The organism is Arcobacter sp. F2176, from assembly GCF_004116465.1.
Classification (GTDB): domain Bacteria; phylum Campylobacterota; class Campylobacteria; order Campylobacterales; family Arcobacteraceae; genus Arcobacter; species Arcobacter siniprincipis.
In genome coordinates this window covers 1-24,778 of sequence record NZ_PDJV01000018.1, presented here as the reverse complement: position 1 = coordinate 24,778, position 24,778 = coordinate 1, and the positions used below count along the sequence as shown (strand labels likewise).

General features: G+C 29.4%; 20 protein-coding genes. 12 read left to right on the top strand and 8 right to left on the bottom strand.

All coding sequences use genetic code 11. The features are described 5' to 3' along the window. Positions 1–35 precede the first annotated feature (35 nt). The 3 genes from CRU95_RS13365 to CRU95_RS13355 are packed head-to-tail and all read left to right on the top strand — an operon-like array spanning position 36 to position 6,686. Positions 36–1,916, top strand: a complete 1,881-nt coding sequence (locus tag CRU95_RS13365) for a 7TM diverse intracellular signaling domain-containing protein (protein WP_129101617.1) — start codon at positions 36–38, stop codon at positions 1,914–1,916. A 58-nt stretch (positions 1,917–1,974) separates the two neighbouring features. Continuing rightward, complete coding sequence (locus CRU95_RS13360) at positions 1,975–4,992, top strand: filamentous hemagglutinin N-terminal domain-containing protein (RefSeq protein ID WP_129101616.1); 3,018 nt, start codon at positions 1,975–1,977, stop codon at positions 4,990–4,992. 26 nt (positions 4,993–5,018) lie between these two features. Next, a complete protein-coding gene (locus tag CRU95_RS13355) occupies positions 5,019–6,686 on the top strand; it encodes a ShlB/FhaC/HecB family hemolysin secretion/activation protein (RefSeq protein WP_129101615.1) in 1,668 nt (555 codons plus the stop codon). A gap of 60 nt (positions 6,687–6,746) precedes the next feature. On the opposite strand, the gene CRU95_RS13350 is transcribed toward CRU95_RS13355, so the two are convergent. Genes CRU95_RS13350 through abc-f form a run of 3 tightly spaced genes read right to left on the bottom strand, consistent with a single transcriptional unit; the run spans position 6,747 to position 10,463 of the window. After that, on the bottom strand, positions 6,747–8,003 hold the full coding sequence (locus CRU95_RS13350; protein ID WP_129101614.1) for a GGDEF domain-containing protein: 1,257 nt from the start codon (positions 8,001–8,003) through the stop codon (positions 6,747–6,749). 12 nt (positions 8,004–8,015) lie between these two features. After that, entirely contained in the window at positions 8,016–8,459 is a 444-nt protein-coding gene (locus CRU95_RS13345) for a GatB/YqeY domain-containing protein (RefSeq protein WP_129101613.1), read from the bottom strand. Positions 8,460–8,504: 45 nt separating this feature from the next. After that, a complete protein-coding gene (gene abc-f, locus CRU95_RS13340; protein ID WP_129101612.1) occupies positions 8,505–10,463 on the bottom strand; it encodes a ribosomal protection-like ABC-F family protein in 1,959 nt (652 codons plus the stop codon). Positions 10,464–10,611: 148 nt separating this feature from the next. Between abc-f and CRU95_RS13335 the strand changes: the two genes are divergently transcribed. Both CRU95_RS13335 and CRU95_RS13330 read left to right on the top strand, forming a co-directional pair. Then, positions 10,612–11,133 (top strand): hypothetical protein, encoded by a 522-nt coding sequence (locus CRU95_RS13335; RefSeq protein ID WP_129101611.1) that lies wholly within the window; start codon positions 10,612–10,614, stop codon positions 11,131–11,133. Positions 11,134–11,838: 705 nt separating this feature from the next. Next, complete coding sequence (locus CRU95_RS13330) at positions 11,839–12,462, top strand: HPP family protein (RefSeq protein WP_129101610.1); 624 nt, start codon at positions 11,839–11,841, stop codon at positions 12,460–12,462. Positions 12,463–12,468: 6 nt separating this feature from the next. On the opposite strand, the gene CRU95_RS16655 is transcribed toward CRU95_RS13330, so the two are convergent. From CRU95_RS16655 to CRU95_RS13315, 4 genes are read right to left on the bottom strand one after another with little or no spacing between them, the layout of a single operon-like run. After that, positions 12,469–12,621, bottom strand: a complete 153-nt coding sequence (locus CRU95_RS16655; protein WP_164969791.1) for a hypothetical protein — start codon at positions 12,619–12,621, stop codon at positions 12,469–12,471. Between the two features lie 49 nt (positions 12,622–12,670). Then, complete coding sequence (locus CRU95_RS13325) at positions 12,671–14,845, bottom strand: CHASE2 domain-containing protein (protein WP_129101609.1); 2,175 nt, start codon at positions 14,843–14,845, stop codon at positions 12,671–12,673. A gap of 14 nt (positions 14,846–14,859) precedes the next feature. After that, positions 14,860–15,756, bottom strand: a complete 897-nt coding sequence (locus tag CRU95_RS13320; protein ID WP_258238725.1) for a cation diffusion facilitator family transporter — start codon at positions 15,754–15,756, stop codon at positions 14,860–14,862. A 4-nt stretch (positions 15,757–15,760) separates the two neighbouring features. Continuing rightward, positions 15,761–16,933: a pyridoxal phosphate-dependent aminotransferase gene (locus CRU95_RS13315; protein ID WP_129101607.1), complete on the bottom strand. Its 1,173-nt coding sequence runs from the start codon at positions 16,931–16,933 to the stop codon at positions 15,761–15,763. Between the two features lie 79 nt (positions 16,934–17,012). Here CRU95_RS13315 and CRU95_RS13310 point away from each other — a divergent pair, with 79 nt between their 5' ends. After that, complete coding sequence (locus tag CRU95_RS13310; RefSeq protein WP_129101606.1) at positions 17,013–17,600, top strand: M48 family metallopeptidase; 588 nt, start codon at positions 17,013–17,015, stop codon at positions 17,598–17,600. Here CRU95_RS13310 and CRU95_RS13305 read toward each other — a convergent pair. Next, the gene (locus CRU95_RS13305; RefSeq protein ID WP_129101605.1) at positions 17,587–18,003 is read right to left on the bottom strand and encodes a DUF721 domain-containing protein; all 417 of its coding nucleotides are present in this window, start codon (positions 18,001–18,003) and stop codon (positions 17,587–17,589) included. The genes CRU95_RS13310 and CRU95_RS13305 overlap by 14 nt on opposite strands. A gap of 95 nt (positions 18,004–18,098) precedes the next feature. Between CRU95_RS13305 and nadB the strand changes: the two genes are divergently transcribed. The 6 genes from nadB (at position 18,099) to CRU95_RS13275 (ending at position 24,608) form a co-directional block, all read left to right on the top strand. Beyond that, the gene (gene nadB / locus CRU95_RS13300; RefSeq protein ID WP_129101604.1) at positions 18,099–19,550 is read left to right on the top strand and encodes an L-aspartate oxidase; all 1,452 of its coding nucleotides are present in this window, start codon (positions 18,099–18,101) and stop codon (positions 19,548–19,550) included. After that, positions 19,550–20,941, top strand: coding sequence for a sodium:proton antiporter NhaD (gene nhaD, locus CRU95_RS13295; protein WP_129101603.1), 1,392 nt, complete (start codon positions 19,550–19,552; stop codon positions 20,939–20,941). The genes nadB and nhaD overlap by 1 nt, the downstream gene beginning before the upstream one ends. Before the next feature lie 80 nt (positions 20,942–21,021). Beyond that, positions 21,022–21,210 (top strand): hypothetical protein, encoded by a 189-nt coding sequence (locus CRU95_RS13290; protein WP_129101602.1) that lies wholly within the window; start codon positions 21,022–21,024, stop codon positions 21,208–21,210. Between the two features lie 99 nt (positions 21,211–21,309). Then, entirely contained in the window at positions 21,310–22,845 is a 1,536-nt protein-coding gene (gene guaA / locus CRU95_RS13285; RefSeq protein ID WP_129101601.1) for a glutamine-hydrolyzing GMP synthase, read from the top strand. A 651-nt stretch (positions 22,846–23,496) separates the two neighbouring features. Next, a complete protein-coding gene (locus CRU95_RS13280) occupies positions 23,497–23,913 on the top strand; it encodes a hypothetical protein (protein ID WP_129101600.1) in 417 nt (138 codons plus the stop codon). A gap of 137 nt (positions 23,914–24,050) precedes the next feature. Continuing rightward, positions 24,051–24,608 (top strand): hypothetical protein, encoded by a 558-nt coding sequence (locus CRU95_RS13275; RefSeq protein WP_129101599.1) that lies wholly within the window; start codon positions 24,051–24,053, stop codon positions 24,606–24,608. Positions 24,609–24,778: the final 170 nt, after the last annotated feature.

The following is a 24,778-nucleotide window of genomic DNA, read 5'->3' as shown; positions in this document are numbered from 1 at the left end:
TTTTTTTATGTTAAACTTTTGAAAAAAAGAGTCTTATGCGTTATCTAATTATTTTATTAGTTTTTTTATATATAAATTTACAAGCAACTATTCTTGTTAATACACAAGCAACTATAGAGCTATTACCCCACTCCAAAATATACCATGATATGGGTAATCATGAGACCATAAATACTATTTTAAAAAATGATGATAAATTTATTACAACCAATAAAAAAGCTATTGATTATTGTAATTTAGTTCCTGAAGGTGTATGGATAAAATTTGAACTTCAAAACCCAACAAATAAAGCTATACAAAAGATTCTAAAAATAGATAATTTCTCTATAGAAAGAATTGATTTATATGAAGTTTCAAATAACAAAGTATTATCAACGAAAACAACAGGCATTTACTATCTTGAAAAATTCCATGGTCTTGTTACACTTAATATCCCAATTGCTATCAAGGCAAATAGTTATGAGATGTATTATTTGAATGTGAAAAATGAAAAACTTTCACTTTGGTTCAAGCCAGAACTTTATGCGCCAAAAGAGTTTTACAAAGAAGATACTTTTCGTCAAATTATATGGGCACTTTTTTTTGGTGGTATATTTTCTCTTGTTTTGTATAATATTTTTTTATTCATTTTTACAAAAGATAAAATTTATCTGTATTATTTTTTATATCTAATCGCAACTTTATTACAAGGTCAATTTTCTATATACCCAAAACTTTATCTTTTCCCTATGGATGATATTGAGTTTGTTAAAAAGATTTTTTATGTAAATGTTTTTTATGTAAATGTTTTCGTTACTTTTACAATGGCTTTGTTTATAAGAAAGTTTTTAGATACGGTTCTTTATCCTAAAATAGATTTTAGTTTGAAGCTTCTTATTTATATCATTCCTATATATTTTGTTTTACAACTGTTTAATATTTTTACCATTCCACAAGTCGTTCTTTTTCAGTTTTTTACCCCATATTATTTTTTATGGATAGGTTTTTATGCTTTATACAAAAAAAATCCTCAAGCAAAATTTTTCTTATTGGGGTGGAGTTTTGCTTTATTAGCATGGCTTTCACTGTTTTTTCAATATATGGGTATCTTTCCAATCAAATATATATTTGAATATACTTTTGAAACTCTTATTGCAGCAGAGGTTATTTTATTTGCTATATCATTGGCATATCGTATCAAAACATTAGAAAATAAAAAAAATGATTTAACACAATCACTTTTAATACAACAACAAAATGAATCTATCCGCTTAGAAAAAATAGTTAACAAACGAACCAAAGAGTTAAACAATGAATTAAAACAAAATGAACTTTTACTCAAAGAGTTACATCATCGTGTGAAAAACAACATGCAGTTTATCACTTCACTGTATGCACTTAAACTCAATGACAATAACGATGAATTTATTCAAGAAAAACTGCATGATGTGGAGAGAAAAATCCATGCGATGAGTATCGTTCACCAGATGCTTTACAATCAAAAAGATATTGTAAATATTGATGCCAAAGAGTATTTTGAAAAAGTTTTACAAAACATAAAGGAGAGTTTTGAACTTGAAAATATCAAATGTGAGCTTGATATAAACTCTTTTCTTGAAATAGAAGAGGCAATTTATTGTGGTCTTATTGTAAATGAACTGGTGACCAATGCCATCAAGCATGCTTTTGATTCAAATGGGGGAATCATAAAAATTTCACTACATAGTGTAAATAATGGGACACTCCTAGAAGTTTCAGATAATGGTGTAGGGAAAAGTCATAACACAGAAGCAAGCTTTGGCGAAATGATGGTTGAATCACTTGCAACAGAACAATTAGAAGGAAAACTTGATATAAAAGTTGATAAAGGAACACATATATCTTTATGGTTTAAAAATAAAATTCAAAAATATAACGATGAAAATAACGATAGCTAAATATAATACTTAAATAGAAAAAGAAGAATCTATCTTCTTCTTAATTTAAGGATATATCATGAAAGCAAATCTAAATTATAGTTCCCGTTTTAGAATCCTAAAAGGGGGAAAAGTAAGTCTAGTAGTAAGTGCACTACTAGGTGGCGTAACTCTTAGCTTTGCAGCTCCCTCTGGGGGAGTTGTAACATCAGGGTCTGCAAGTATACACCAAAGTGGAAATACAACAAATATAAACCAATCCACACAAAAGGCTAGTATAAACTGGAACAAGTTTAATATAGCTTCCCATGAAACAGTAAACTTCAATCAACCAAATGTAAATAGTATAACTCTCAATAGAGTAATAGGAAATGAAAGAAGTATTATAGATGGTGCTTTAAATGCAAATGGTCAAGTTTGGATATTAAACTCAAATGGAGTACTCTTTGGTAAAAATGCAAGTATAAACACTGCAGGCTTATTAGCTACAACTAAAGATATCTCAGATACTAACTTTCAAAAAGGAAACTATAGTTTTACAGGAGATTCTACAGAATCTGTTATCAACCAAGGTACTATAAAAGTTAAAAATAATGGTTATGTAATCTTTGCTTCTAATGAAGCGAAAAATAGTGGAACTATAGAAGCAGTAAAAGGAAGAGTACAACTTACATCAGCTGATGAATATACTATAAATCTAAATGGTAACTCTTTAATAGACTTGTCTGTAGATAAAGGAACATTAGATGCCCTAGTAGAAAATTCAGGAACTATACTAGCAGATGGTGGAGAAGTATATCTAACTACCCATGCAGTAGATGAACTTCTAAGAGCAGTTGTAAATAATACAGGAATCATAGAAGCAAACTCACTAGATGGAATAAACGGACATGTAGAACTATATGCCCATGGGGGAACTGCAAACATTGATGGAACTATAAAAGCTAAAGGTGGGTTTGTAGAGACTTCTGGAAAAGAGTTAAATGTAGCTTCTACAACTTCTATAGAAACTTCAAAATGGCTTTTAGATCCAGTTAATATGACTATAGAATCTACAGGAGGAACTGACTTAAGTGGAGGAAGTGTAAGTGCAACAGCAATTCAAAGTGCTCTTTCTTCTGCTGATGTAGAACTTCAAGCAGATCAAGATATAACTGTAAATGAAAATATCACTTGGGGTGATGCTACAAAGCTTACTTTAACTGCTGGTGATGAGATATATGTAAATGCAACTATAGAAAATACCAATAATACTAATGGTGGAGTTTACTTTAATGCAGTTAATAGAAATGCAGCAATAAAGTTTGATGCAACTACTGGAAAAGTAATCATAAATAATATCAATCAACTCCAATGGATAAGTCAAGCTTTAAATGGTAGATATGAATTAGGTTCAAACATAGATGCAAGTGATACGAGAAATTGGAATAGTGATGGAAGTGGTGGTTACTATGGATTTAAACAATTAGGAGATAACTCTACAATTAATATAGATACACAATTTACAGGAGTCTTTGATGGTAAAGGTTATGTTATAGATGGCTTGTATATCAATAGAGGTGGTGAAGATAAAGTAGGGTTGTTTGGTACGACAAGTAATGCAGCAACTATATCAAATGTAGGACTTACCAATGTGGATATTAGAGGATATATTTTTGTTGGAGGACTAGTTGGAATGGATCTATATTCAACTATCAACCACGCATATGTAACAGGAAAGATAACAGGATATAGTTCTGTTGGAGGATTAGTTGGAAGTACTGGTTCAACAACAATCACAAATTCGTATGTGATAGCAGAAGTAAATGGAAGTAGTTCTTCTTCTTTTCGTGGAGGATTAGTTGGAAGTTGGGGTTTTAAATCAAACATCACAAACTCATATTGGGATATAGACACCACAGGTCAAACAAATGGCGTAGGAAATGGAAGTTCAGCTGGAGCTACAGGAATCTACAGCTCAACCAATACAATAAATGCTTTTAGTAAAGATACTTATACAGGCTTTGACTTTACAAATGATTGGATAATCTATGAAGGTCATACAAGACCACTTTTAAGAGCTTTTATGACAGAAATTACTGTAAAAGCAAATGATGCTACAAGAACTTATGATGGTACAACTTATAGTGGAAGTGCAGGAGTGACTTACTCAAATCCAACTTACGATAACTCTTTAGTAAATGGTACTTTAAATTATACTTCAAGTGGTGATTTAAAAAATGCAGGAACAGCTACAATAAATGTAGATGGTTTATACTCTTCTCAACAAGGGTATATTATAAAATATGATACAGGTACTTTAACTACAAATAAAAAATCTATAACAGCAAACTACACAGCAGCTAATAAAGTATATGATGGAAATACAAATGCAGTTGTCAATGGAACATTAAACGGAATAGTTTCTGGAGATACTGTTGCTTTATCTCAAAATGCAAACTTCATAGATAAAAATGCAGGGACTGGAAAAACTGTAAATATTGCAGGGATATCTTTAGCTGGAGTTGATTCAGGTAATTATTCTATCTCTACTACAAACTCTGCAACTGCAGATATAACAAAAAGAGCCTTAACCTTAGAAGCAAAAAAAGATTATGATGGAACAGCTGATCTCACAGGCTTTGTAAGCTTTGGGAATCTTGTAGGAGCTGAGACATTAGAGTATACACAAGCAAAAGCTAATTCAAGTAATCCAATAGCAGATAACTTTATAAAAGAGATTATCATACAAGATGGAGAAAATGGTGGACTAGCTAGCAACTATGAACTTCCATCACTTTTAGCATATTCAGCTAATAATAGTGTGCAAATAGGAGCTATACCTGTTGCTAAAACTACAACACCTGATTTAAGTACGATAGTTTCAACTATAGTAAATAAAACAGTACTAACAAATAAAGATATAGAAACATTACTAAAAAGTGGAATAGATATAAAAACAATCTTACAACAACTAGATACTAATGAACTAGCACTTATCCCCGGAATTGTGATGAAAGTACTAAATGGTGGTATCAATCTTCCCTTTGGAAGTAAACAAGAGTTTAATTTAGAGAGTGATGATAAAAATGATGATAAAGAAAAGAAATTAATCTAAAAAGAAAAATATAAAAGGAAATAAAAATGAAAAAAACATCAATACTATTAGCAACAACATTAAGTCTGTATTCAGCACCTATACCAAATATCGGTGATGTTTTAAATGAAGTAAAACCACCAAAGATAGAAAAGAAAAAAGAGGTTCTACCTCCTTTACAACAAGAGAGTGATGAGTATAAAAAAAGTTTTAAAGATGGCAAAAAAGTATTTATCAAAAGTTATTTAATAAGTGGAAATACTCAACTAAGCACTAAAAAATTACAGACTGTTTTAAAACCTTATGAATCAAAAGAGTTAAGCTTTAAAGAGATTCAAGAGATAGTAGCACTTATTACTAAAGCCTATAGGGATGAGGGGTATTTTGTAGCAAGAGCTTATATACCTACTCAAGAATTACAAGCACAAGATGGGGTTCTTAAAATAGCAATTATCGAAGGGGAGTATGGAGAGTTTAAATTAGAAAACAGTTCCCTAGTAAAAGACTCTATTTTACAAGCTACACTTGATGTTGCAAAAAATAAACAAGTAATCGTTAGAAAAGACTTACAAAGAGCATTGCTTTTAATCAATGATACTCCTGGGGTAAAAGTAAGTAGTACAAAAATTGCTGCTGGAAAAGAAGTGGGCACAAGTGACTTTATAATAGGAACTCAAACAACTGAACCATACAATGGTTATGTTATTGGGGATAATTATGGTTCAGATTATACAGGTAAACATAGAATAATGGCAGGAGTAGATATCAACTCTCCTTTTAAAATAGGAGATAAAATCTCTTTGTCTGCTTTGAGTTCTGAAAATATGGGTTTATTAAATGGAAGAGTAGGGTATGGATTTCCCATATATGAAAACGGATTGAGGGGAGAAGTAAGTTACTCTAAAACTACTTATGAGTTAGGAGATAAATATGAAAATCTTGATGCTTTAGGAAGTGCTGATAGTTTTGTAGCTTTATTTACTTATCCGATTATTCGCTCAAACGGTGAGAATTTAAATACATACTTAAGAACATCATATAATAAAATGAATGATGAGATTAGAGCTACTTCATCAAATGTAAAAAAGAATACAGTAGTTTCTAAAGTTGGAGTTGATTATTCAAAAAACCATCTTATTTTTGGTAAATATTCACAAACAAAAATAGATACTTCTCTTAGTCTTGGTAGATTGAATTTTAATAATTCAGTTGATGAAGCAGATGATAAAAAAGGAGCAAATACAAATGGAAACTTCTCAAAAATAAATATTGAATTAGAAAACAATACTTTACTTAATGAGAAAATAAATTGGAAAAATAAACTTCAACTTCAATATGCTCTTGGAAATAAAAATCTAGATGGAAGTGAAGATTTGAGTTTAGGTGGAATAAATGGAGTTAAATTTTATCCTAGTGGAGAAGAGAGTGCTGAAAATGGATATATTTATACTACTGAGTTAACTTATTCTTTACCTTCATTTAATGAGTTAAATTCAAAAATTGGTATCTTTTACGATGTGGGAAGAGTATATATGAGTAGAAATGTCACAAATGATAAAAGTAGAACTTTGCAAGATATTGGAGTGAGTTATAGTGCTTCATATAAGAGTTTTTTTATGAATACTCACTTAGCTCATAAAGTTGGAGCTGCTAGAGTTACTAGTAGAGATGATTATAATACAAGATTTATGTTACAACTTGGTATGACATTCTAAGTTACTTTTTATTTTTATAGGTTAAATCATCTTTGATGATGATTTAGCCATAACTTAGTTTTATATTACTAATCCATCTTCTAGTATTATTTTATTTCTACCATCATTTTTTGCTTGATATAGAAGTATATCTGCTTTTTGTATCGCGTCATGGTAAGTTTTATGGTCATTTCTTAGAACTACACCAGCTGAGAAGGTCACTTTTATTTTATTATTTTTATAATTAAAGCTATTTTCATTTACAATATTTTTTATTCTTTTTAAGTATTGTAAAACTTCTCTTCTTAGTTTATATTCAACAGTTGCTACAAACTCTTCTCCACCATATCTAGCTAAGATATCATTTTCTCTAGTTTGACTTTTTAGTATTTTTGAGAAAGTTTTTAATACTGTATCTCCACCTTCATGACCAAATGAATCATTTATATTTTTGAAGTGGTCTAAGTCAAAGAAGACTATTGCATATTGTATATTTTCTCGCTCGAAATTTTTATCTATAGTTTTTATCTCTGTATCATAAGCTCTTCTTGTAAGAAGTCCTGTAAGGTGGTCTATGATTGCCTCTTTTTTTGCTTCTTTTAATTGAGATTCTAAATTCTGAACTTTGTTTTCTAAGTCTTTTACATGGTTTTCACCAGTTGATAATTTTTTATTTACTTCATTCATCTCTGTTTCGATACTAGAAGCAGCACTTATAAGTTTATTTTGTAAAGCTACTAATTCTGAAATATTACTATCTTCTAAATCTATTGATGTAAGTTCATCTTTTATGCTGGTTACATTGCTAGAACTATTTTGGTTACTGTTAATTGCCTCTTTTAGGTGTTTTCCCATAAGAGTTACTAGTTTTGCTATATCAGCAGTTTTTTCTTTTAGTAGGGTTTGATCTGTTGTAAATCTTTTTTCTAAAAATTTTTGCATCTCTTTTTGTATATCTTCCTCAAAGATAAGTTCTGGAGAATCACCGATTTTAATAGAAAAATTTGTGAGTTGTTCATCAAGGTGAATATTGATTGATGGCGATAATGCTTGTTTTATAATAGAAGCTAATGTTGAGACATTTTTAATATGAACTCTTTTTAAAAGTAGGGCAATAAGTTCTTCAAATGTCTGAACATCATTTGCGTTTAATTCATCCCTCTCTTGGGGTGTTAGTTTACTAACTAAGTTTTTAAATAAATTACATTCTTCTATTTTTTCATTTTGCTCTTTTGCAAGATTACAAAATTCTTTGTTGTATTCATTAGGAGTTGGTTGAATATTTCGCTCTTTTAATACTTCTAATGTCTTGGTAGCTATCTTCTCAATATTTGTCATGAGTTCCCTTTTTTATGCTAAAAGTTTTTTTACCATTTCATTTATTCTTTTTCCATCAGCAACGCCTGCAAACTTTTTACTTGCAGTTCCCATAACTTTTCCCATATCTTTTATAGTTGTTGCTTTAACTTCTGCTATTACTTCTTTCATTCCAGTTTCTAGTTCTTCATCACTTAGTTGTTGTGGTAAGTATATTTTAAATACTTCGATTTGCTCTTGTTCTACTTGGGCTAAATCATCTCTTCCCGCATCTTTATATTGGATAGAAGCTTCTTCTCTTTGTTTGATACCTCTTTGTACAAGTTTAATAACATCTTCATCATTTAACTCTTTTCTTTCATCTACTTCGATTTGTTTTATCATTGTATTAATAGCTCTTATAGAGTCTCTTTTTACAATCTCTTTTGATCTCATAGCATCTTTTAAATCTGATTTTAGTTGTTCTTTTAAACTCATATTAGTAATCCTTTTATAATTTATAAATTTATTTATTGTAGCAAACTATGCGTTAAAACTTTCTATTAGTTCTTCAAGTTCTAAATATCGCTCAACTTTTTTTTCATAGATTGACTTTGTCTCTTCTAATTCTTGCGAAACGGCTACTATTCCTTTTTGTTCATAACAAGAAGGATTTGATAAACACTCATTTATCTCTTCTATTTTTGATTCTAAGTCTTCTATCTCTTTTGGGAGATTATCATAATCCCTTTGGTCTTTGTAGCTTAGTTTTGTTTGCTTTTTAGTGTTAGTTGTTTGTTTTGCTTTTGTAGTCTCTTCTTTTGCTAACTCTTTTTCATAAGCTTCTAATTCTTTTATCTCTTTTTCTATCTCAAGATATTCAGTATATGGTTGGAATGATTCAAAAATCTCACCATCTTTACCTTTGAAAACATAAAGTTTTTTTGCAATCTTATCTACAAAATACCTATCATGTGATACAAATATAAGTGCACCTTGGAAATTTTGCAAATACTCTTCAAGGATATTAATTGTCGGAATATCAAGGTCATTTGTAGGTTCATCTAAAACCATACAATCAATATCTTTAGTAAAAAGTAGGGCAAGGGCAACTCTATTTTTTTCACCACCACTTAGTACGCCAATTTTTTTATCTAAATATTCTCTAGGAAATAAAAAGTTTTTTAAATATCCAAATACATGTAAGTTTCTTCCATCTGGAAGTACAACTCTATCTCCACCATTTGGACAAAAGGTTTCTAAAAGATTTCTGTTATCATCTAGCATTTCTCTATGTTGGTCAAAATATCCGATTTTAAAATCGCCTTTTTTAAAGCTACCACTATCGATTTGAAGTTTGCCCATAAAGATTCTTAGCATAGTTGATTTTCCAGTACCATTTGGTCCTACTATTGCTATAGTATCTTTTTGTAGGATTCTTGCTGTAAAGTCTTTGATGAGAAGTTTATTTCCAAGTGTTTTTGATATGTCATCTAGTTCAAAAAGCATCTTTCTTTTATTTTGAATTTTTACATCTTCGCTATTAAATGCTTTTTGTTCCCTTTGAAGTTCTACACTCATCTTTTTTATAAGTGAGGGGTTTGATCTAGCTTGTTTTTTTAGGTCAAAATATTCTGATTTTCTTCTTTCATTTCTTTTTCTTCTAGCTGTAACTCCATGTTGCATCCAGTAAGCTTCTCTTTTTACCATTCTTATTAGATTGTGGTGTTCTTTTTCCATGATTTCTAGCATTTGTTGCTTTTGTTCTAAGTAAGCAGTATATCCACCTTTGTATTTTTTGATTTCACCATTTTCTACTTCTATAATCTCAGTTGCAATATTATCTATAAAGTATCTATCATGTGAGATAAAGATAAGTGTAAAGTTGTTTTTAATAAGTAGTTCTTCAAGGAACTCTACCATATAAACATCAAGGTGATTGGTAGGCTCATCTAGAAGTAAAACATCTGGTTTTCTAAGTAACAATCCAGCAAGACTAACTCGTCTTTGTTCTCCTCCACTTAAGAGATTTACATCTTTGTGTTCAAACTCTTTTAGGTGGAACTCTATCAATACTCGTTCAATCAGATTATCCAAGTCCCAAGCATTGTGAAACTCTAAAAATGTAGCTAGTTCACTTTGTCTATGAAGGAGGGCATTATTTTCATAATCAGTCATTAGTTTATTAGATATCTCTTCATATTCATCTTTAGCACTTTTTACTTCAACAAGTTGCTCTTCAATAGCATCTCTTACCATCAAGTTGTCTTTGAATTTTGGTTGTTGGGCTAGCATCTCTATTTTAAGAGATTTATCAATAGCCATTTCCCCACTATCAACTTCCACTTCACCAGTGATGATTTTAAGAAGGGTTGATTTTCCTTGACCATTTTGTCCAATGACAGCGATTCTTTGCCCTTGGTTTAGTGTAAAGTTCACATTTTTAAGTATTACTTTGATGTCGTATTGTTTTGAGATGTTTTGTAAGTCTATTAGTGCCATATGAGTTTTAAAATCCTATATATTATTTATTAATTTGGGTAGGTATAGTATCTAAATATCTGTTATATCCTGCTTTTAATATTTATAAAGATATTAGTTACATTAAAACTTATTGGTTATAATTATATAAAGATAGGAAATAATATTAATGAATAGATTAGTTATTGATTCAAATATAATAGATTATTGTTGTGAATTAGGTTTGACAAAAAGTTTTTTTGAAAAACTAGATATTGAAATTTGGGTTCCAACTTATGTTAAGAATGAAATTTTAAATTCTAAAAAAGAAAAACTTATAAATAAATTATCAGAAATAGAATTTAAAAGAATTGGTTTTTTTGGTTTTGCTGATAACCCAAATGCATTAGGTTTTGGGCAAGGTTCTTTTTATTCAAATGAATATGATGACTTTATAAATAATACATCAGAAAAACATAGAAATGATAGATTTATTGCTTTGTTATCAAAGGTAAATAATGCAATTTTTATGACAAGGGATAATAAAATATTTAAAGATGCCTGTATAAATAAAGTAAGAGCTTTATTTATCCCAAAAGATGAAAAATCTTATAATAAAGCAATTCAATATAGTGAACATGTATATTATAATTTAATTTGGACAAAAGAGAAATTTAGAAAGATAATAGATGAAGGTTCTTTATTTAAGTAAATTATCATGAATACCTGACGGTCTTCGTTTCTCTTACTTTTTACCCTTCGGGATTTAGTCACTGCGTTCCCGCATGGTCTCAAAAAAGTAAGCAAAAAAGACTGCCAAATTGATGAAGGCAAAGCTACCTAAGCTTTTAGTCTTTCTTCTCTGCGTTCGAAGACTCACTAAAAGAGTGCGTTTAGCACTCTTTCTTCACGCTCAGACATATTCTCACTTTTCACCGAAAATAAAGCCTAAAATCTTAGCTTCATCAAAGGCAGAAAGAAATCCATTAGAATCTTAACTGTGAATTCATAAAGTAATGCTACGACATCAAAGAATATTGCTACATCTACAGAAGCCGAGCGTTTATTTTTCTCTTTTCTAAATAAGATTGGTAACTGCCTGAGTGTTTAAAAGTTGCTAAATGCAAGTTTTAATAAACGAGTTTTACCAATCAGAAAAGATAAAAATAATAAGTGAGGGAACCTTTGGCTTCGAAGCCGTAGTTGTTTTTGCTTACTTTTCGTCAATACAAAAGTAAGAGAAGCGAAGACTGCTAAGTCTTCAAGAGGATATTTTTTTGTTCCATAAAGAAAGCTTAAAAGATAAAAATGAAATATGAAAAAGGTACAATGAACTTAATCAGATTTTTTTATATTAAATAATTTGTATTTAATCTCTAAATGATGTTACAATTAATAACTTTTAAAAGGAAATACAATGTTTACAATATATGAAAATGGAATAATAGGTGTTCAGACAACAGCTGATGATTTATATAAAGTTAAACCAATTGATAAATCAACTGGGGCAAAATTTAGTCCAGATGATGAACTTGTTGAACATTTTTCACATAAAAAAAAGAATCCTAGAAATAATGATGAAGTAATAAATTCCTATAAAAAAATAGCAAATATGGATACATCTGAACCTATTTACCAAGTAAAAGATATTATGACAAAAGATGTATTTACTATTGATACAAAAGCAAGTATAGAAGAATCATATAACCTTTTAAAAGAGTATGGAGTAATGCAAATACCCGTAATCTCAACTGAGAGAAAAATAATAGGCTTGATAAGTAAAAAAATAATACTAAACCTTTTGATGGCTGATATGGATAATTCAACTGCAATATTAAATAGAACATTAGAGGATATATTTTTACCTGAAGTTATAACAACAGATCCAATTTCTGATATAAGAAGAGTGGCTAAAGTTATGATTGACTATAAACTTGATGCTATTCCTGTCGTTGATGATGATATTTTAATTGGAATTATCTCTAAAACAGATATTTTAAAAGCAGTTTCTCACTTGCCAAAATTGCAATTATGGTCATAAAAAAGTTTAATCAAACTTTTTAAAATCCTTATCTTCACTTCCATCTTTCTTTCTATTTTTATACTTCCACATAGTAATAAAATATCTCACACTAGAAAGACTTAAGAAAAAGGCTATTATAAACATAACAATATAGATTAAAATTATAGCTGTTTGCATTTCTTATCCTTTTTATTTAGTATAACCAAATTGAAAAGAAATTGAAAATTTAGCCTTTAGTAGTGTGCTCGTAAACTCCAATAAAGTTTTCTGGTGGGTGTTTTATAAACTCATTACATCTTTCTATATAGATTTTATAAACATTATTATTAGTTTTTGTTTGGCTATTTTCTAACTCTTCAAAAATAACTAAAGCCTCTTTAAATTGTGAGTTTTTATATAATTCAATTGCTTCATGGTGTTTTTCTAACTCTTCTTTTTGTGCCCCTTGTGCTTGACCTTTTCCATATACTTGCCAAATTTCTACGGGTTCTATTTTACCTTTTACTGTTACTAAATCTAAAAACCTAAAGATATAGTCTTCTTTTAAAGCATCTTTTGTAAAGTTTGAGATATTTAGTTTTGAGTTATAAAATTTACATAGGGATTCTAATCTTGCACCAAGGTTTATGGCATCTCCAATAACAGTATAATCACTTCTTCCACTACTTCCCATCTCTCCTACAATTGCCATACCTGTATTTAGACCAATTCCTATATCGATATGGGGTTTGTTATCTTTGTCGTACTCTTTATTTAAAGGTTCTAGGTGAGCTATTTGTTCAAGTGCAGCAAGAACAGCTTTATCTGGGTGATTTTCCACATTTCCAGGGGCATTCCAATACGCCATGATAGCATCACCAATATATTTATCAATAGTTCCTTGGTATTTTGTAATTATATTACTCATAGGTTCCATATATTGATTTAAATATTTAATTAAGTTTTTGGCATCTCCCATTTTTTCAGATATTTGAGTGAAACTTCTAACATCACTAAAAAAGACAGTAACTTCTTTTTCCATAGCTTGAAAACCTTTATTATCCATATTTTTAAGTAAATTATCCATTACATCTTTTGATACTTTTGAAGCAAATTTTTTCTTTATAGCTTCTTCTTGTCTTATTTCAAAAAGATAATCAAGAAGTGTAGAAATAATAGCTGCTGAAATAATAGTAATCAAAGGAAAGAATATATTAAATACCAAGCCTTTCGTAAATAAGGCATAATAAGAAGTATAAAAAGTAGCTGCTAAAAATGCTATTGTGATAAAAGGATTATACCAAAAAGGTGTAAAAGTTATAGCTAATATAAGAATTAAAGATAATATAAAAATTATCACTAAGTTTGCTCCATCTATCCAAGACGCTTTATAAATAAAATCACCTGTCAAAATATTATCAATAACATTTGCATGAACTTCAACACCTGGATAAACAGACTCAAAAGGAGTGGCTCGAAGGTCAAGTAATCCTGCAGCAGAAGTTCCTACAAGTGCTATTTTACCTTCTATATATTTTTTATCAAAATTCTCATTATATATATCTAATGCAGAGATATATTTAAAATTTCCTTCTTTTCCTCTAAAATTTACAATTATTCTTCCATGTCTATCTGTTGGAATTGTTATGTCATTTAATTTTACATTTTCAACACCATCTTCGTCATAATTTATGATAACTCTTTTTGTATCAGTAATGACTCTTAATACTTCTAAAGCAAGTGAAGGGTAAATAATATCATTATATGAGATGATTAAGGGTACACTTCTTATAATTCCTGATTCATCTGGAACATTATTAAAAAATCCACTTGAGTATGCATTATCTTGAACCATTGGAATATTTAAAATAGTTCCAGTGGCTTTTATAAGATAATTTTGTTCTGGGTTCTTATTCTTTTCTATAAAAATTGCAGGGATAGAAGGAGCTTTTTTATTTGTATGATTATTATTTTTTTCTAGATTAAATTGATAGCCCAATATCGTAGGTGTAGTTGCTACAGTTTTTGCAAAAATTTTATCATAATCTGGTACATCGTCCCTTTTTATATTATATTTCTCTAATATTTCTTTTGGAGAACTTCTATCCTTTTCTGCAAAAACAACATCAAATGCGATGAGTCCAATCCCTGCGTTTGTAAGGTTTTCTAAGATTTTAGCTATTTTATTTCTAGACCAAGGCCATTGACCTAAAGCTTGGATAGATTTTTCGTCAATATCAACAATAAAAACATTTTCACTATTTGGGATTTCTCCTCTTATTTTAAAAAGGCTATCTCTTATACTATTATCAAAGGTTTGGGGTAGTTGTGGGAAAAATATATAAGTAAATGAAAGAAATAAAGAAAGAAGTATTGAAATAGAAGAGTATAATAATACTTTTTTTATAATTTTATTTTTCATTGTATTTGTTTACATTAATGTAACTCATTCCCTTCGTCATTTGAATCAAAATCATCATATGGATCCATGTGTATGTTGATAACCCATTTTTTCTTTTTATCAATTTTTCTAATTTTATTTTCTATTTTATCTGAAATTTTATGTGCTTCCATTAAAGTAATAAGACAATCAAATACTAAATGAACTTCAACAAATATTTTGTTTCCAACTTCTCTTGTTTTAAGTAGATGATGATTATTTACCCTCTCTTCTGCAATAAAAATATTTTCAATTCTTTTTACTATTTTTTGAGAAACAGCTTTATCTAATAATACTAATACTCCATTTTGGATTAGTTCGTAGGCCGAATATATGATATATAATGAAATTGAAGCACCAATAAATATATCAATTATTTCATATCCAGTAAATTTAACTAAAACTAAAGATAACAATACTGCAACATTTGTATATACATCTGTTTTATAGTGCAAAGAATCAGCTTTTATAACCATGTTATTTGTTTTTTTAGCTATATAATTAAGATAAATAACTAAAGATGTAGTAATAATTAAAGAAATTATCATCACAGTTAAAGACTCTTCTAAGTACTTTGAAACTTCTCCTGTTATAGTTTTTTCAATGGCTTGATATAATAAAAAAAATCCAGATAGAGTGATAATTGTACCTTCAATAACGGAAGCTAGGGCTTCAATTTTACCTCTTCCATAATTGAAATATTTATCAGCTGGTTTTTCTGCATTTGAAATAGCAAAGTAGTTAAAAACAGATACAAACATATCTAAGATTGAATCAACAGCAGAAGCTAAAACTGCCACAGATCCACTTGCAATTCCTACAGCTAATTTTATTAGTGTAAGAATTGCTGCAACGCTAGATGATATAACGGTTGCTTTCCTTTGTGGAGACATAATATTAGTAGTTCTCGTTTACGAACTCTTCTATTCTTGTGATACCTTTTAAAATAGAATCTAAATCTGTAGCAAAAGAAAATCTAAAATATCCTTCTGTACCAAATGCAAGACCTGGCACCACTGCTACACCTTTTTCTGCTAATAAATCTGAACAAAACTTCATAGAATCAAATGTAAGTTCTTTGATATTTATAAACAGATAAAAAGCACCATCTGGTTTAAGACAAGTGATCCCTTTAATAGCATTAAATCTTTCAACAGCTATATCTCTTCTTTTTTCAAACTCTTTTCTCATGATTTCGATTGTATCATCAGCTTCACCTTCAAGTGCAGGGATTGCAGCATATTGAGTGATTGAGTTTACATTTGATGTAACTTGACCTTGAAGTTTTATCATAGCTTTTACTAAGTTTTTTTGTGGAGTTGCAAGATATCCAAATCTCCAACCAGTCATAGCAACTGCTTTACTAAGTCCATTGATAGTAATTGTTCTTTGGAACATATCTTCACTTACTTCAGCTGCTGTACAAAACTTTTTCCCATCATATATAATTTTTTCATACATTTCATCAGAAAGAACTAAAATATCAGTACCTTCTAAAACTTTTCCAATAGCAGTTAATTCTTCTTTAGTATAAACAGCTCCTGTTGGATTTGAAGGAGTATTTAATAATAACACTTTTGTTTTAGGAGTAATAGCTTCTTTTATTTGATCAGCAGTTACTTTAAAACTTGTAGTATCATCTGTCTCAATAAAAACAGGTACTCCATCTGAAAATTTAACTTGTTCTGGATAAGTTACCCAATAAGGCGAAGGAATAATAACTTCATCACCTTCTTCAATTAATACTTGAAAAAGATTAAATAAAGAGTGTTTTGCTCCATTTGAGATTATTATTTCATCTAAAGTATAATTTAATCCATGGTCTTTTTTTAGTTTATTAATGATTGCTTTTTTAGTTTCTGTGATACCCTCAACAGCCGTATACTTAGTATGACCATTTTGAATCGCTTTTATTGCTGCTTGTTTTACTATATCAGGCGTGTCAAAATCTGGTTCACCAGCACTAAAACTTAGAATGTCTTTACCTTGTGCTTTAAGCTCTCTTCCTAAAGCAGTAATAGCCATTGTAACCGACGGAGATAGGTTCTCCATTCTTTTTGCAATTTTCATTATTTTCCTCAATGTATTTTTTATTATATTTGAATATAATAGTTGTCGGATTTTATCAAAAAAATACTTAAGGATAATATTGAAATTTAAAGTTTTATTGCAGGAAAAAGAAGTAGATGCAAAATTAATAAATAAAAGAAATGTAAGACATTGTTATTTAAGAATAATAGAGAATAATTCTATTCAAATTACAGCTAATAAATACTTCTCCGTAGATGAAGCAAAAGATTTGATAAAGAGAAAAGAAATGTGGATATTAAAGCATTTGAATAAAAAATCGACAAAAATTTCTGCTGATAAATTTTATTATTTGGGTGAAGCTTTTGAAAAAAAAGATTTTACTGATTTTGATTTAATTACTTTTTACAAAAGTAAAGCCTCTTCAATCATAACTCCAATAGTAAATAATCAAGCAGAAATTATGCAACTTTTCCCCAAAAATATTAAATATAGAAACAACAAGTCAAGATGGGGTTCTTGCTCTTATGACAACACTATAAATTTAAATTTAAACTTACTAAAGTTTCCAGCAAATGTCATAGAATATGTTGTAATTCATGAATTGGCTCATATAAAACATAAAAATCACTCTAAAAAGTTTTGGGATTTGGTGGAAATATACTGCCCTGAGTATAAAAATTGCGAAAAAGTACTTAAGACTTTTTAATTATCTTTCTAATATCTTCAAATTTCTTTCGTAAATCTTCATTTTCACAAAAGTTTTCAAAGATACCATAAGAACGTTCTTTGTAAAAATCTTCATCCTTTTTTACTTCTTCTTTTTTTTCAATAACATTGGTTACGAAAAATTTTATGTCATTTACATTTGCAATATTTGCTTTTTTTAAAAGTGATTTTATCAAACTCTTGTTATACTCAAACTCCATTTTATAAACAGGATGTTTTAATACGAAAAAAAGAGTTTGGTTTTTTATATAACCAAATTTTATGCCTTTATTTAGTTTTAGAGGTAAGGACTTAATTAATCTTTCTATTGTAATATTGGTATTAATTTTTTTAAATTCAGGATAATATTTCAAATGAGTAAGAATTTCGCTAGCATTTTTCATGCAATCATTATAACACTATTTTTATTAAGTTTGTCAGGATGTGGTTTTAAGGCTGATCCTAAGTATGTTGACAATACAAAAGAGGTAATTAAGAAGTGATCTATGATTATGTAATTATAGGCTCTGGGGTTGCTGGTTTAAATGCAGCAAGACTTATCCCTAAAGATAAAAAAGTACTTTTGTTGTCTAAAAAATCTCCTTGGGAGTGCAATACTTTTTGGGCTCAAGGTGGTGTTGCTTTTGCTGTTGATAGGGAAGATATCCCAGCTCACATAGAAGATACTTTAAATGCGGGTGTTCATCATAATAATCAAGCTGCTGTAAAACTTCTAAGTGAAAAGTCAAATGAAGCAGTAAATGACATGATAAAAGCTGGTTTAAAAGTTGACTTAAATGCAAAAGGACAAATTGCACTTACAAAAGAAGCAGCCCATAGTAGAAGTAGAATTTTACATGCAGATGGTGATGCAACAGGAAGAATGATACATATGTTCTTAATAGAACACTTTCCCCATGAGTTAGTTACAAATGTTGTTGTAAGTGATTTACTTATCAAAGATGATGTTTGTTATGGAGTTCAATACTTTATAAATGAGACAGAAGAAAAAGTTGCCTATGCCCACAATACAATAATAGCAAGTGGAGGAGTAGGTTCTTTATATAAATATCATACAAATTCAACTTCAATATCTGGTGAGTTACAAGGTATATGTTTGGAAAAAGGTATTTCACTAAAAGATATGGAGATGATTCAATTCCATCCAACGGTTGTAAGGGGAACTCACTTTGCTAGAAAACCACTTTTAAGTGAAGCTTTAAGAGGTGAGGGTGCACATATAGTTGATGATGATGATAAAAGATTTTTATTTGAATACCATGAAGATGGAGAGTTAGCACCAAGGGATATTGTAAGTCGTGCAATATTTGATTATGCTACAAAAACTGGCAAAGGTGTATTTCTCTCTTTTAAAAACTTTGAAAAAGAATTTTTCAAAAAAAGATTCCCAAATATATATGCAAACCTAAAAGATCTAGGTTTTGAACTTCCATTTGAAAAAGTTCCAATTTCTCCTGCTTTTCATTATACAATGGGAGGAATTCCTACAAATCTAGATGCACAAGTAGAAGGTATGAAAAACCTATATGCAATAGGTGAATGTGCTTGTACTGGTGTTCACGGGGCAAATAGATTGGCTTCAAACTCTTTATTAGAAGGAATTGTTTTCTCAAAAATTGCAGTTGAGCATAGTATGAAAAATCACTTCGAAATAGATTCAAAATCATATGATAAAAAAATAAATACCCATATAAGAAATAAAATTATCGATAAAGATATAAAAGATTTATTAAGAAAACTTATGTGGGAAAGTGCGTCTATTGTACGAAATGAGTCAGATTTACGCACTGCTTTAAATCAAATAGAAATATTTTTAAAAGAAGATGTTGGTAGGCTGTTGTTTTTAAGATTGCTTACGGCAAAATCTATATTAACTAGTGCCCTTGGACGAAAAAAATCGTTGGGTGCACATTTTATTAAGGAGAATTAATGTTAAAAGTTTTGGTGTCATTACTTTTACTTACTGTTGCATCTTTTGCATCTAGTGGTGGAGGAGAAGCACAAGTAAACCCTGATCTTACTATGACTTGGGTTGGTATTTCATGTTTGTTTATTTTTGTTATAGGTTATTATTTTGTAGCTGCAGAAGAGAAATATGAAATTGATAAAGCGAAACCTGCTTTACTAATAGGTACATTGATGTTCATGTTAGTTGCTGTTTATTACGCAATGAATGGCTTAGATATGGATGCTGTACACAATGAAGCATCACATCTTATTTTAGAGATTGCTGGTATTTTCTTTTTCTTATTTGTTGCAATGACATATATTGAATCTTTGATTCATATGAGTGTATTCGATAAGTTAAAATATAATCTTGTATCAAAAGGTTATACATATAGAAAACTTTTTTGGGTAACTGGTCTTTTGGCTTTCTTTATTTCACCAATTGCTGATAACTTAACAACTGCCTTGATTTTATCAACAGTTCTTATCACTATTGAAAAGACTAGAAAAGACTTTTTAGTTCCAGGTGCTATAAATATCGTAGTTGCTGCAAATGCAGGTGGTGCATGGTCTCCTTTTGGTGATATTACTACTCTTATGGCATGGACAGCAGGAAAAGGTGATTTTTCTGATTTCTTATTCTTATTTCCAGCAGCTATTGGTGGATATTTAGTTACAGCAATTATTTTATCAAGATTTGTTCCAAATGAAGTTCCAGCATTTGATGTTTCTACTGAAAAAGTTCCAGTTATGGCTGAAGGTGCAAAGGTAGTTATGGGACTTGGTATATTTACGATTTTTTCTGCAGTTGTTGGACACCAAGTATTACATTTACCAGCTATGTGGGGTATGATGTTTGGTTTAGCTTTACTTAAAGTTTATTCTTATGGTTTAAAGAAAAAATATGGGAAAGACCACTTTAATATTTTCCATTCAATGGCTAAAATTGAAAATAATACATTATTATTCTTCTTTGGTATTTTAGCAGCAGTTGGTGCGTTATATTTTATAGGATGGCTAGGATTAGCAGTTCATGTTTATCAACCATCTGTTTTAGGACCAACGATTGCAAATATTTGTGTTGGTTTCCTTTCAGCTATAGTTGATAATGTACCTGTTATGAGTGCTGTTTTAAAAGCAGGACCAGAAATGGGACTTGACCAATGGATGCTTGTAACGTTGACAGCTGGTGTTGGTGGTTCTTTAATCTCATTTGGTTCTGCTGCTGGTGTTGGTGTTATGGGTAAATTACATGGTATTTATACTTTTGGTTCACATATGAAATATGCTTGGACTATCTTAATTGGATACTTTACATCTGTAGCTATTTGGTATTTACAATACGAAATTATAGGTTTTTATCACGCAGGATAAACTATATAGTTTATCAATAAACAAAATAAAAGGTTACTAAGTTTTTTCTTAGTAGCCTTTTTTTATTAAAAGGAGTTTCAATGTTTTCTTGGATTTTTAGAACTTCTAAAAAAGAAAAATTTAAAAGAGCAAGAACTTATGTCTGTAAGCATTGTAAACATACTTGTGAAGGTTGTGATGCTATGTTTTGTTACTCTTGTTATAGCAACCCTGGAAATCCTTGTCCCAAATGTGGGAAAACAAATCTTCAAGAAAAAAAGATGAAATAATCGCTTAACCAATTTTTTACAACTATTTAGATAAAATCCCTCATTAAAAATTGTAATACCCAAACACCAAGAAGTGTAAAATATGAAGGAAAATAATAAATGAAACATGTACCAATCGTTGTATTAGATTTTGGTAGTCAATATACTCAAATCATAGCAAGAAAACTAAGAGAAGCAGGAGTTTACTCTGAAATTGTTCCATATAGTGAAAGTATAGAAGATATAAAGGCTAGAACTCCAAAAGGTATAATTTTAAGTGGTGGACCAGCATCTGTTTATGCAAAAGATTCATATCATCCAGATAGCAAAATTTTTGAGCTTGGATTACCGATTTTAGGTATTTGTTACGGTATGCAACTTATTTCTCAATATTTTGGTGGAAGTGTAATACCAGCTGATCATCATGAATATGGAAAAGCAAAATTAAATTTTGAAAAACAAAGTGATATTTTTAGAGATACTACAGATGGGCAAACTGTATGGATGAGCCATGGTGATAGAGTAGAAACTATTCCTGAAGGATTTGAAAAAATCGCAACAAGTGAAAATTCTCCTTATGCAGCTATTGCTGATTTGGATAGATTAGTTTATGCTTTTCAATTTCACCCAGAAGTTTACCACTCAGTTGAGGGTGCAAAACTACTTAAAAATTTTGCAAAATATATTTGTGGTTGTGAAAGCACATGGAACATGGGTTCTTTTGCAAAAGAACAAATCAAAAAAATCCAAGATCAAGTTGGAGATAAAAAAGTTCTTTGTGGTGTATCAGGAGGAGTTGATTCTTCTGTAGTTGCGACTCTTTTAGCAGAAGCAATAGGTGATCAATTGATCCCAGTATTTGTTGATAATGGACTTTTAAGAGCAAATGAAAGAGAACAAGTAGAAGCTATGTTTAAAGCAAGAGGTGTTCCTTTAATCACAGTTGATGCAAGCGAGCAATTCTTAAGTAAACTAGCAGGTGTAACAGACCCAGAAACTAAAAGAAAAATCATCGGTGAAACATTTATCAAAGTATTTGATGAAGAAGCAAAAAAACATGATGGTATAGAATTCTTAGCACAAGGGACACTTTATACAGATGTTATTGAGTCAGTATCTGTAAAAGGTCCTTCAAAAACTATCAAATCTCACCACAATGTTGGTGGACTTCCAGATTGGATGACATTTGATTTAATAGAGCCACTAAGAGAAATCTTCAAAGATGAAGTAAGACTTTTAGGACTTGAACTTGGTATTCCAAAAGATATGATAGGAAGACACCCTTTCCCTGGACCTGGACTTGCTATTAGAATTATGGGAGATGTAAATAAACCAGACTTAGAGTTACTTAGACAAGCAGATGTTATCATGCTAGATGTTCTAAGAGCAACTGGATACTATGATAAAACATGGCAAGCATTTACAGTACTATTAAATGTAAAATCAGTAGGAGTTATGGGTGATAACAGAACTTATGACAACACTGTTTGTGTAAGAATAGTAGAAGCAACAGATGGTATGACAGCAACCTTTGCACATATCCCACACGATATTTTAGAGACAATAAGTAGAAGAATTATCAATGAGGTTGATGGGATTAATAGAGTGGTTTATGATATTTCATCAAAGCCGCCAGCAACAATTGAGTGGGAATAAAATAAAGCAGTATCTTTTAACTTGATACTGCGTCAAATAAGAAAATCAGCTCAATCACATACTATTTGTATGCTCAATCGCTGATTTTCTTCTCTTCCTTGTCTGAAGCTAAAATATACAGCTTTATTCAGATTTCTAATACTTATCTAAAACTTTTAACTTTTTTAAATAGAAAACTTCACCTAATCTCATAATAATATAACAATACAAATGAAAGCTAACATTAGCGTTAGCAATTGAAAACAGATTTTTTGGTTACTTATTTTATCGCTGGAAAAAGTAACAAGGCGTGACCCTGAAAGGGCGCAAGAGAGATTAGTTTTTATTCTTAAATCTTATTTTATCCCTCATTATATCAAGCAGTTTTTTACCCATAATAACTCCTATATTATAAAAAATGTTATTTAAAGTTAAATTTTTCACTTTTAACATACATTATGTATATTAAAGTTCTAAATATCAATATAAAATAAACATCATAATTATAATCTATAATAAATATACATAGAAAAAATATTTCATTTTGTAATATTTATCTGTAAAAATGCTTAAAATAAACTATTTAGATGAATATATAATAAACAAGTTAATTTAAGTACTTTATTTATATAATGTATATTCAATAAATAGTTATAATTTGGAGAAAAGAAAATGAAAACTTTAATTATGTTGCTAATCTCTTTTTCTATTGTTTTTGCAACAGAATATTGTAATAAATTAGCTGAAGTAAAATCATGGGAAAAAGGAATATCAAATCGTATATTAATTGATGATATTACAAAAGAGTTTCCCAAAAGTAATGAAAAACTTATTGTATTTTTAGATACTTTAGCAATTGAAAATAGTGAACAAAAATTACTAAATTATATAAAAATAAAACCTCAAGTACCTGTAGTTAGAATTAGGCAAGATTCACCAAGATTTCAATGGGAAATAACTCAAGGTAATTCAAAAATTGGTATAGTAATTCATTATTATAAAAATTGTATCAATCAAATAATGTTAATGAATATGGAATCTAGTGAAGTTTATAGTCGAAGAACAATTTTGTCTCAAAAAGAATTATAACAAATCCTAGAAGTGAACGAGGGTATACTTGCGATAATTTAAGCTTTAAAGCCTAAAAAAGCTAGAATGTAGTTCAAATAATCAAGTGGTCAATACCCTCGTCCACTTAATTCAAACATTATATAAAGGCAAATTGATTGAAATATTTTATTCTTTTATTTTTTTCAGGTATTTTATTAGACTTATTGCTGAAAAAGTACAAATTTTCAAATAAATTACTTAATTATTTTTTAGTTTTTATTATGGTGTTTGGGCATCCATTGTATTTTGGCTTATCTTTAATAATTGCAATTATTACAAATAGTACGTTATCTCAAAATCCATTATTTAACCATTTTACGTTTGTGGGATATGTAGTGCTGATTTTAAGTGCAATTGTTTTTGCATTTTTTAGATTTATTGTGTATTATAAATATTTTATTAAAAAAGATTTTAGAAATTATAATTGTAATGATTTGTATCGTTATTCAAGGTTTTATATTTTTACACTTTTTGGAATTGCATTATATTTAAGTACTGTTGGTACTGAATTAGAGTTTTACACTGTCTATATGTTGCAACTATTTTTACCTTATTTAGTTATATTCGTTCTTATGTATTCTATTATTAAAGTATCGATTATAAAAAATAAGTATCAATCTAATACAAACTATTTTGAACAAAGAAAAAAGAATCTATTAAATAAAAAAAATTGATAATTATATAACAAATCATTGGAGAGAAATATTTGACCCTGCGGGAAATTTATTGGCTCATTTCAATCGTTATATTACAAGGAGCCATTTAAATGAAAATAAAAATACTAATAAAATACCTAGTTGTTTTTATAATTTCTCTTAACTTTACAGGTTGTATACTTGATACA

Excerpts from the sequence above, each read along its gene's own strand:
- CRU95_RS13325 (WP_129101609.1), bottom strand. The coding sequence starts at position 14,845 with ATGAAAAATAAAATTATAAAAAAAGTATTATTATACTCTTCTATTTCA.
- CRU95_RS13330 (WP_129101610.1), top strand. The coding sequence starts at position 11,839 with ATGTTTACAATATATGAAAATGGAATAATAGGTGTTCAGACAACAGCT.
- nhaD (WP_129101603.1), top strand. The coding sequence starts at position 19,550 with ATGTTAAAAGTTTTGGTGTCATTACTTTTACTTACTGTTGCATCTTTT.
- CRU95_RS13345 (WP_129101613.1), bottom strand. The coding sequence starts at position 8,459 with ATGAGTTTAAAAGAACAACTAAAATCAGATTTAAAAGATGCTATGAGA.
- CRU95_RS13280 (WP_129101600.1), top strand. The coding sequence starts at position 23,497 with ATGAAAACTTTAATTATGTTGCTAATCTCTTTTTCTATTGTTTTTGCA.
- CRU95_RS13355 (WP_129101615.1), top strand. The coding sequence starts at position 5,019 with ATGAAAAAAACATCAATACTATTAGCAACAACATTAAGTCTGTATTCA.
- CRU95_RS13365 (WP_129101617.1), top strand. The coding sequence starts at position 36 with ATGCGTTATCTAATTATTTTATTAGTTTTTTTATATATAAATTTACAA.
- CRU95_RS13335 (WP_129101611.1), top strand. The coding sequence starts at position 10,612 with ATGAATAGATTAGTTATTGATTCAAATATAATAGATTATTGTTGTGAA.
- abc-f (WP_129101612.1), bottom strand. The coding sequence starts at position 10,463 with ATGGCACTAATAGACTTACAAAACATCTCAAAACAATACGACATCAAA.
- CRU95_RS16655 (WP_164969791.1), bottom strand. The coding sequence starts at position 12,621 with ATGCAAACAGCTATAATTTTAATCTATATTGTTATGTTTATAATAGCC.
- CRU95_RS13360 (WP_129101616.1), top strand. The coding sequence starts at position 1,975 with ATGAAAGCAAATCTAAATTATAGTTCCCGTTTTAGAATCCTAAAAGGG.
- CRU95_RS13290 (WP_129101602.1), top strand. The coding sequence starts at position 21,022 with ATGTTTTCTTGGATTTTTAGAACTTCTAAAAAAGAAAAATTTAAAAGA.
- CRU95_RS13305 (WP_129101605.1), bottom strand. The coding sequence starts at position 18,003 with ATGAAAAATGCTAGCGAAATTCTTACTCATTTGAAATATTATCCTGAA.
- CRU95_RS13320 (WP_258238725.1), bottom strand. The coding sequence starts at position 15,756 with ATGTCTCCACAAAGGAAAGCAACCGTTATATCATCTAGCGTTGCAGCA.
- CRU95_RS13315 (WP_129101607.1), bottom strand. The coding sequence starts at position 16,933 with ATGAAAATTGCAAAAAGAATGGAGAACCTATCTCCGTCGGTTACAATG.
- guaA (WP_129101601.1), top strand. The coding sequence starts at position 21,310 with ATGAAACATGTACCAATCGTTGTATTAGATTTTGGTAGTCAATATACT.
- CRU95_RS13350 (WP_129101614.1), bottom strand. The coding sequence starts at position 8,003 with ATGACAAATATTGAGAAGATAGCTACCAAGACATTAGAAGTATTAAAA.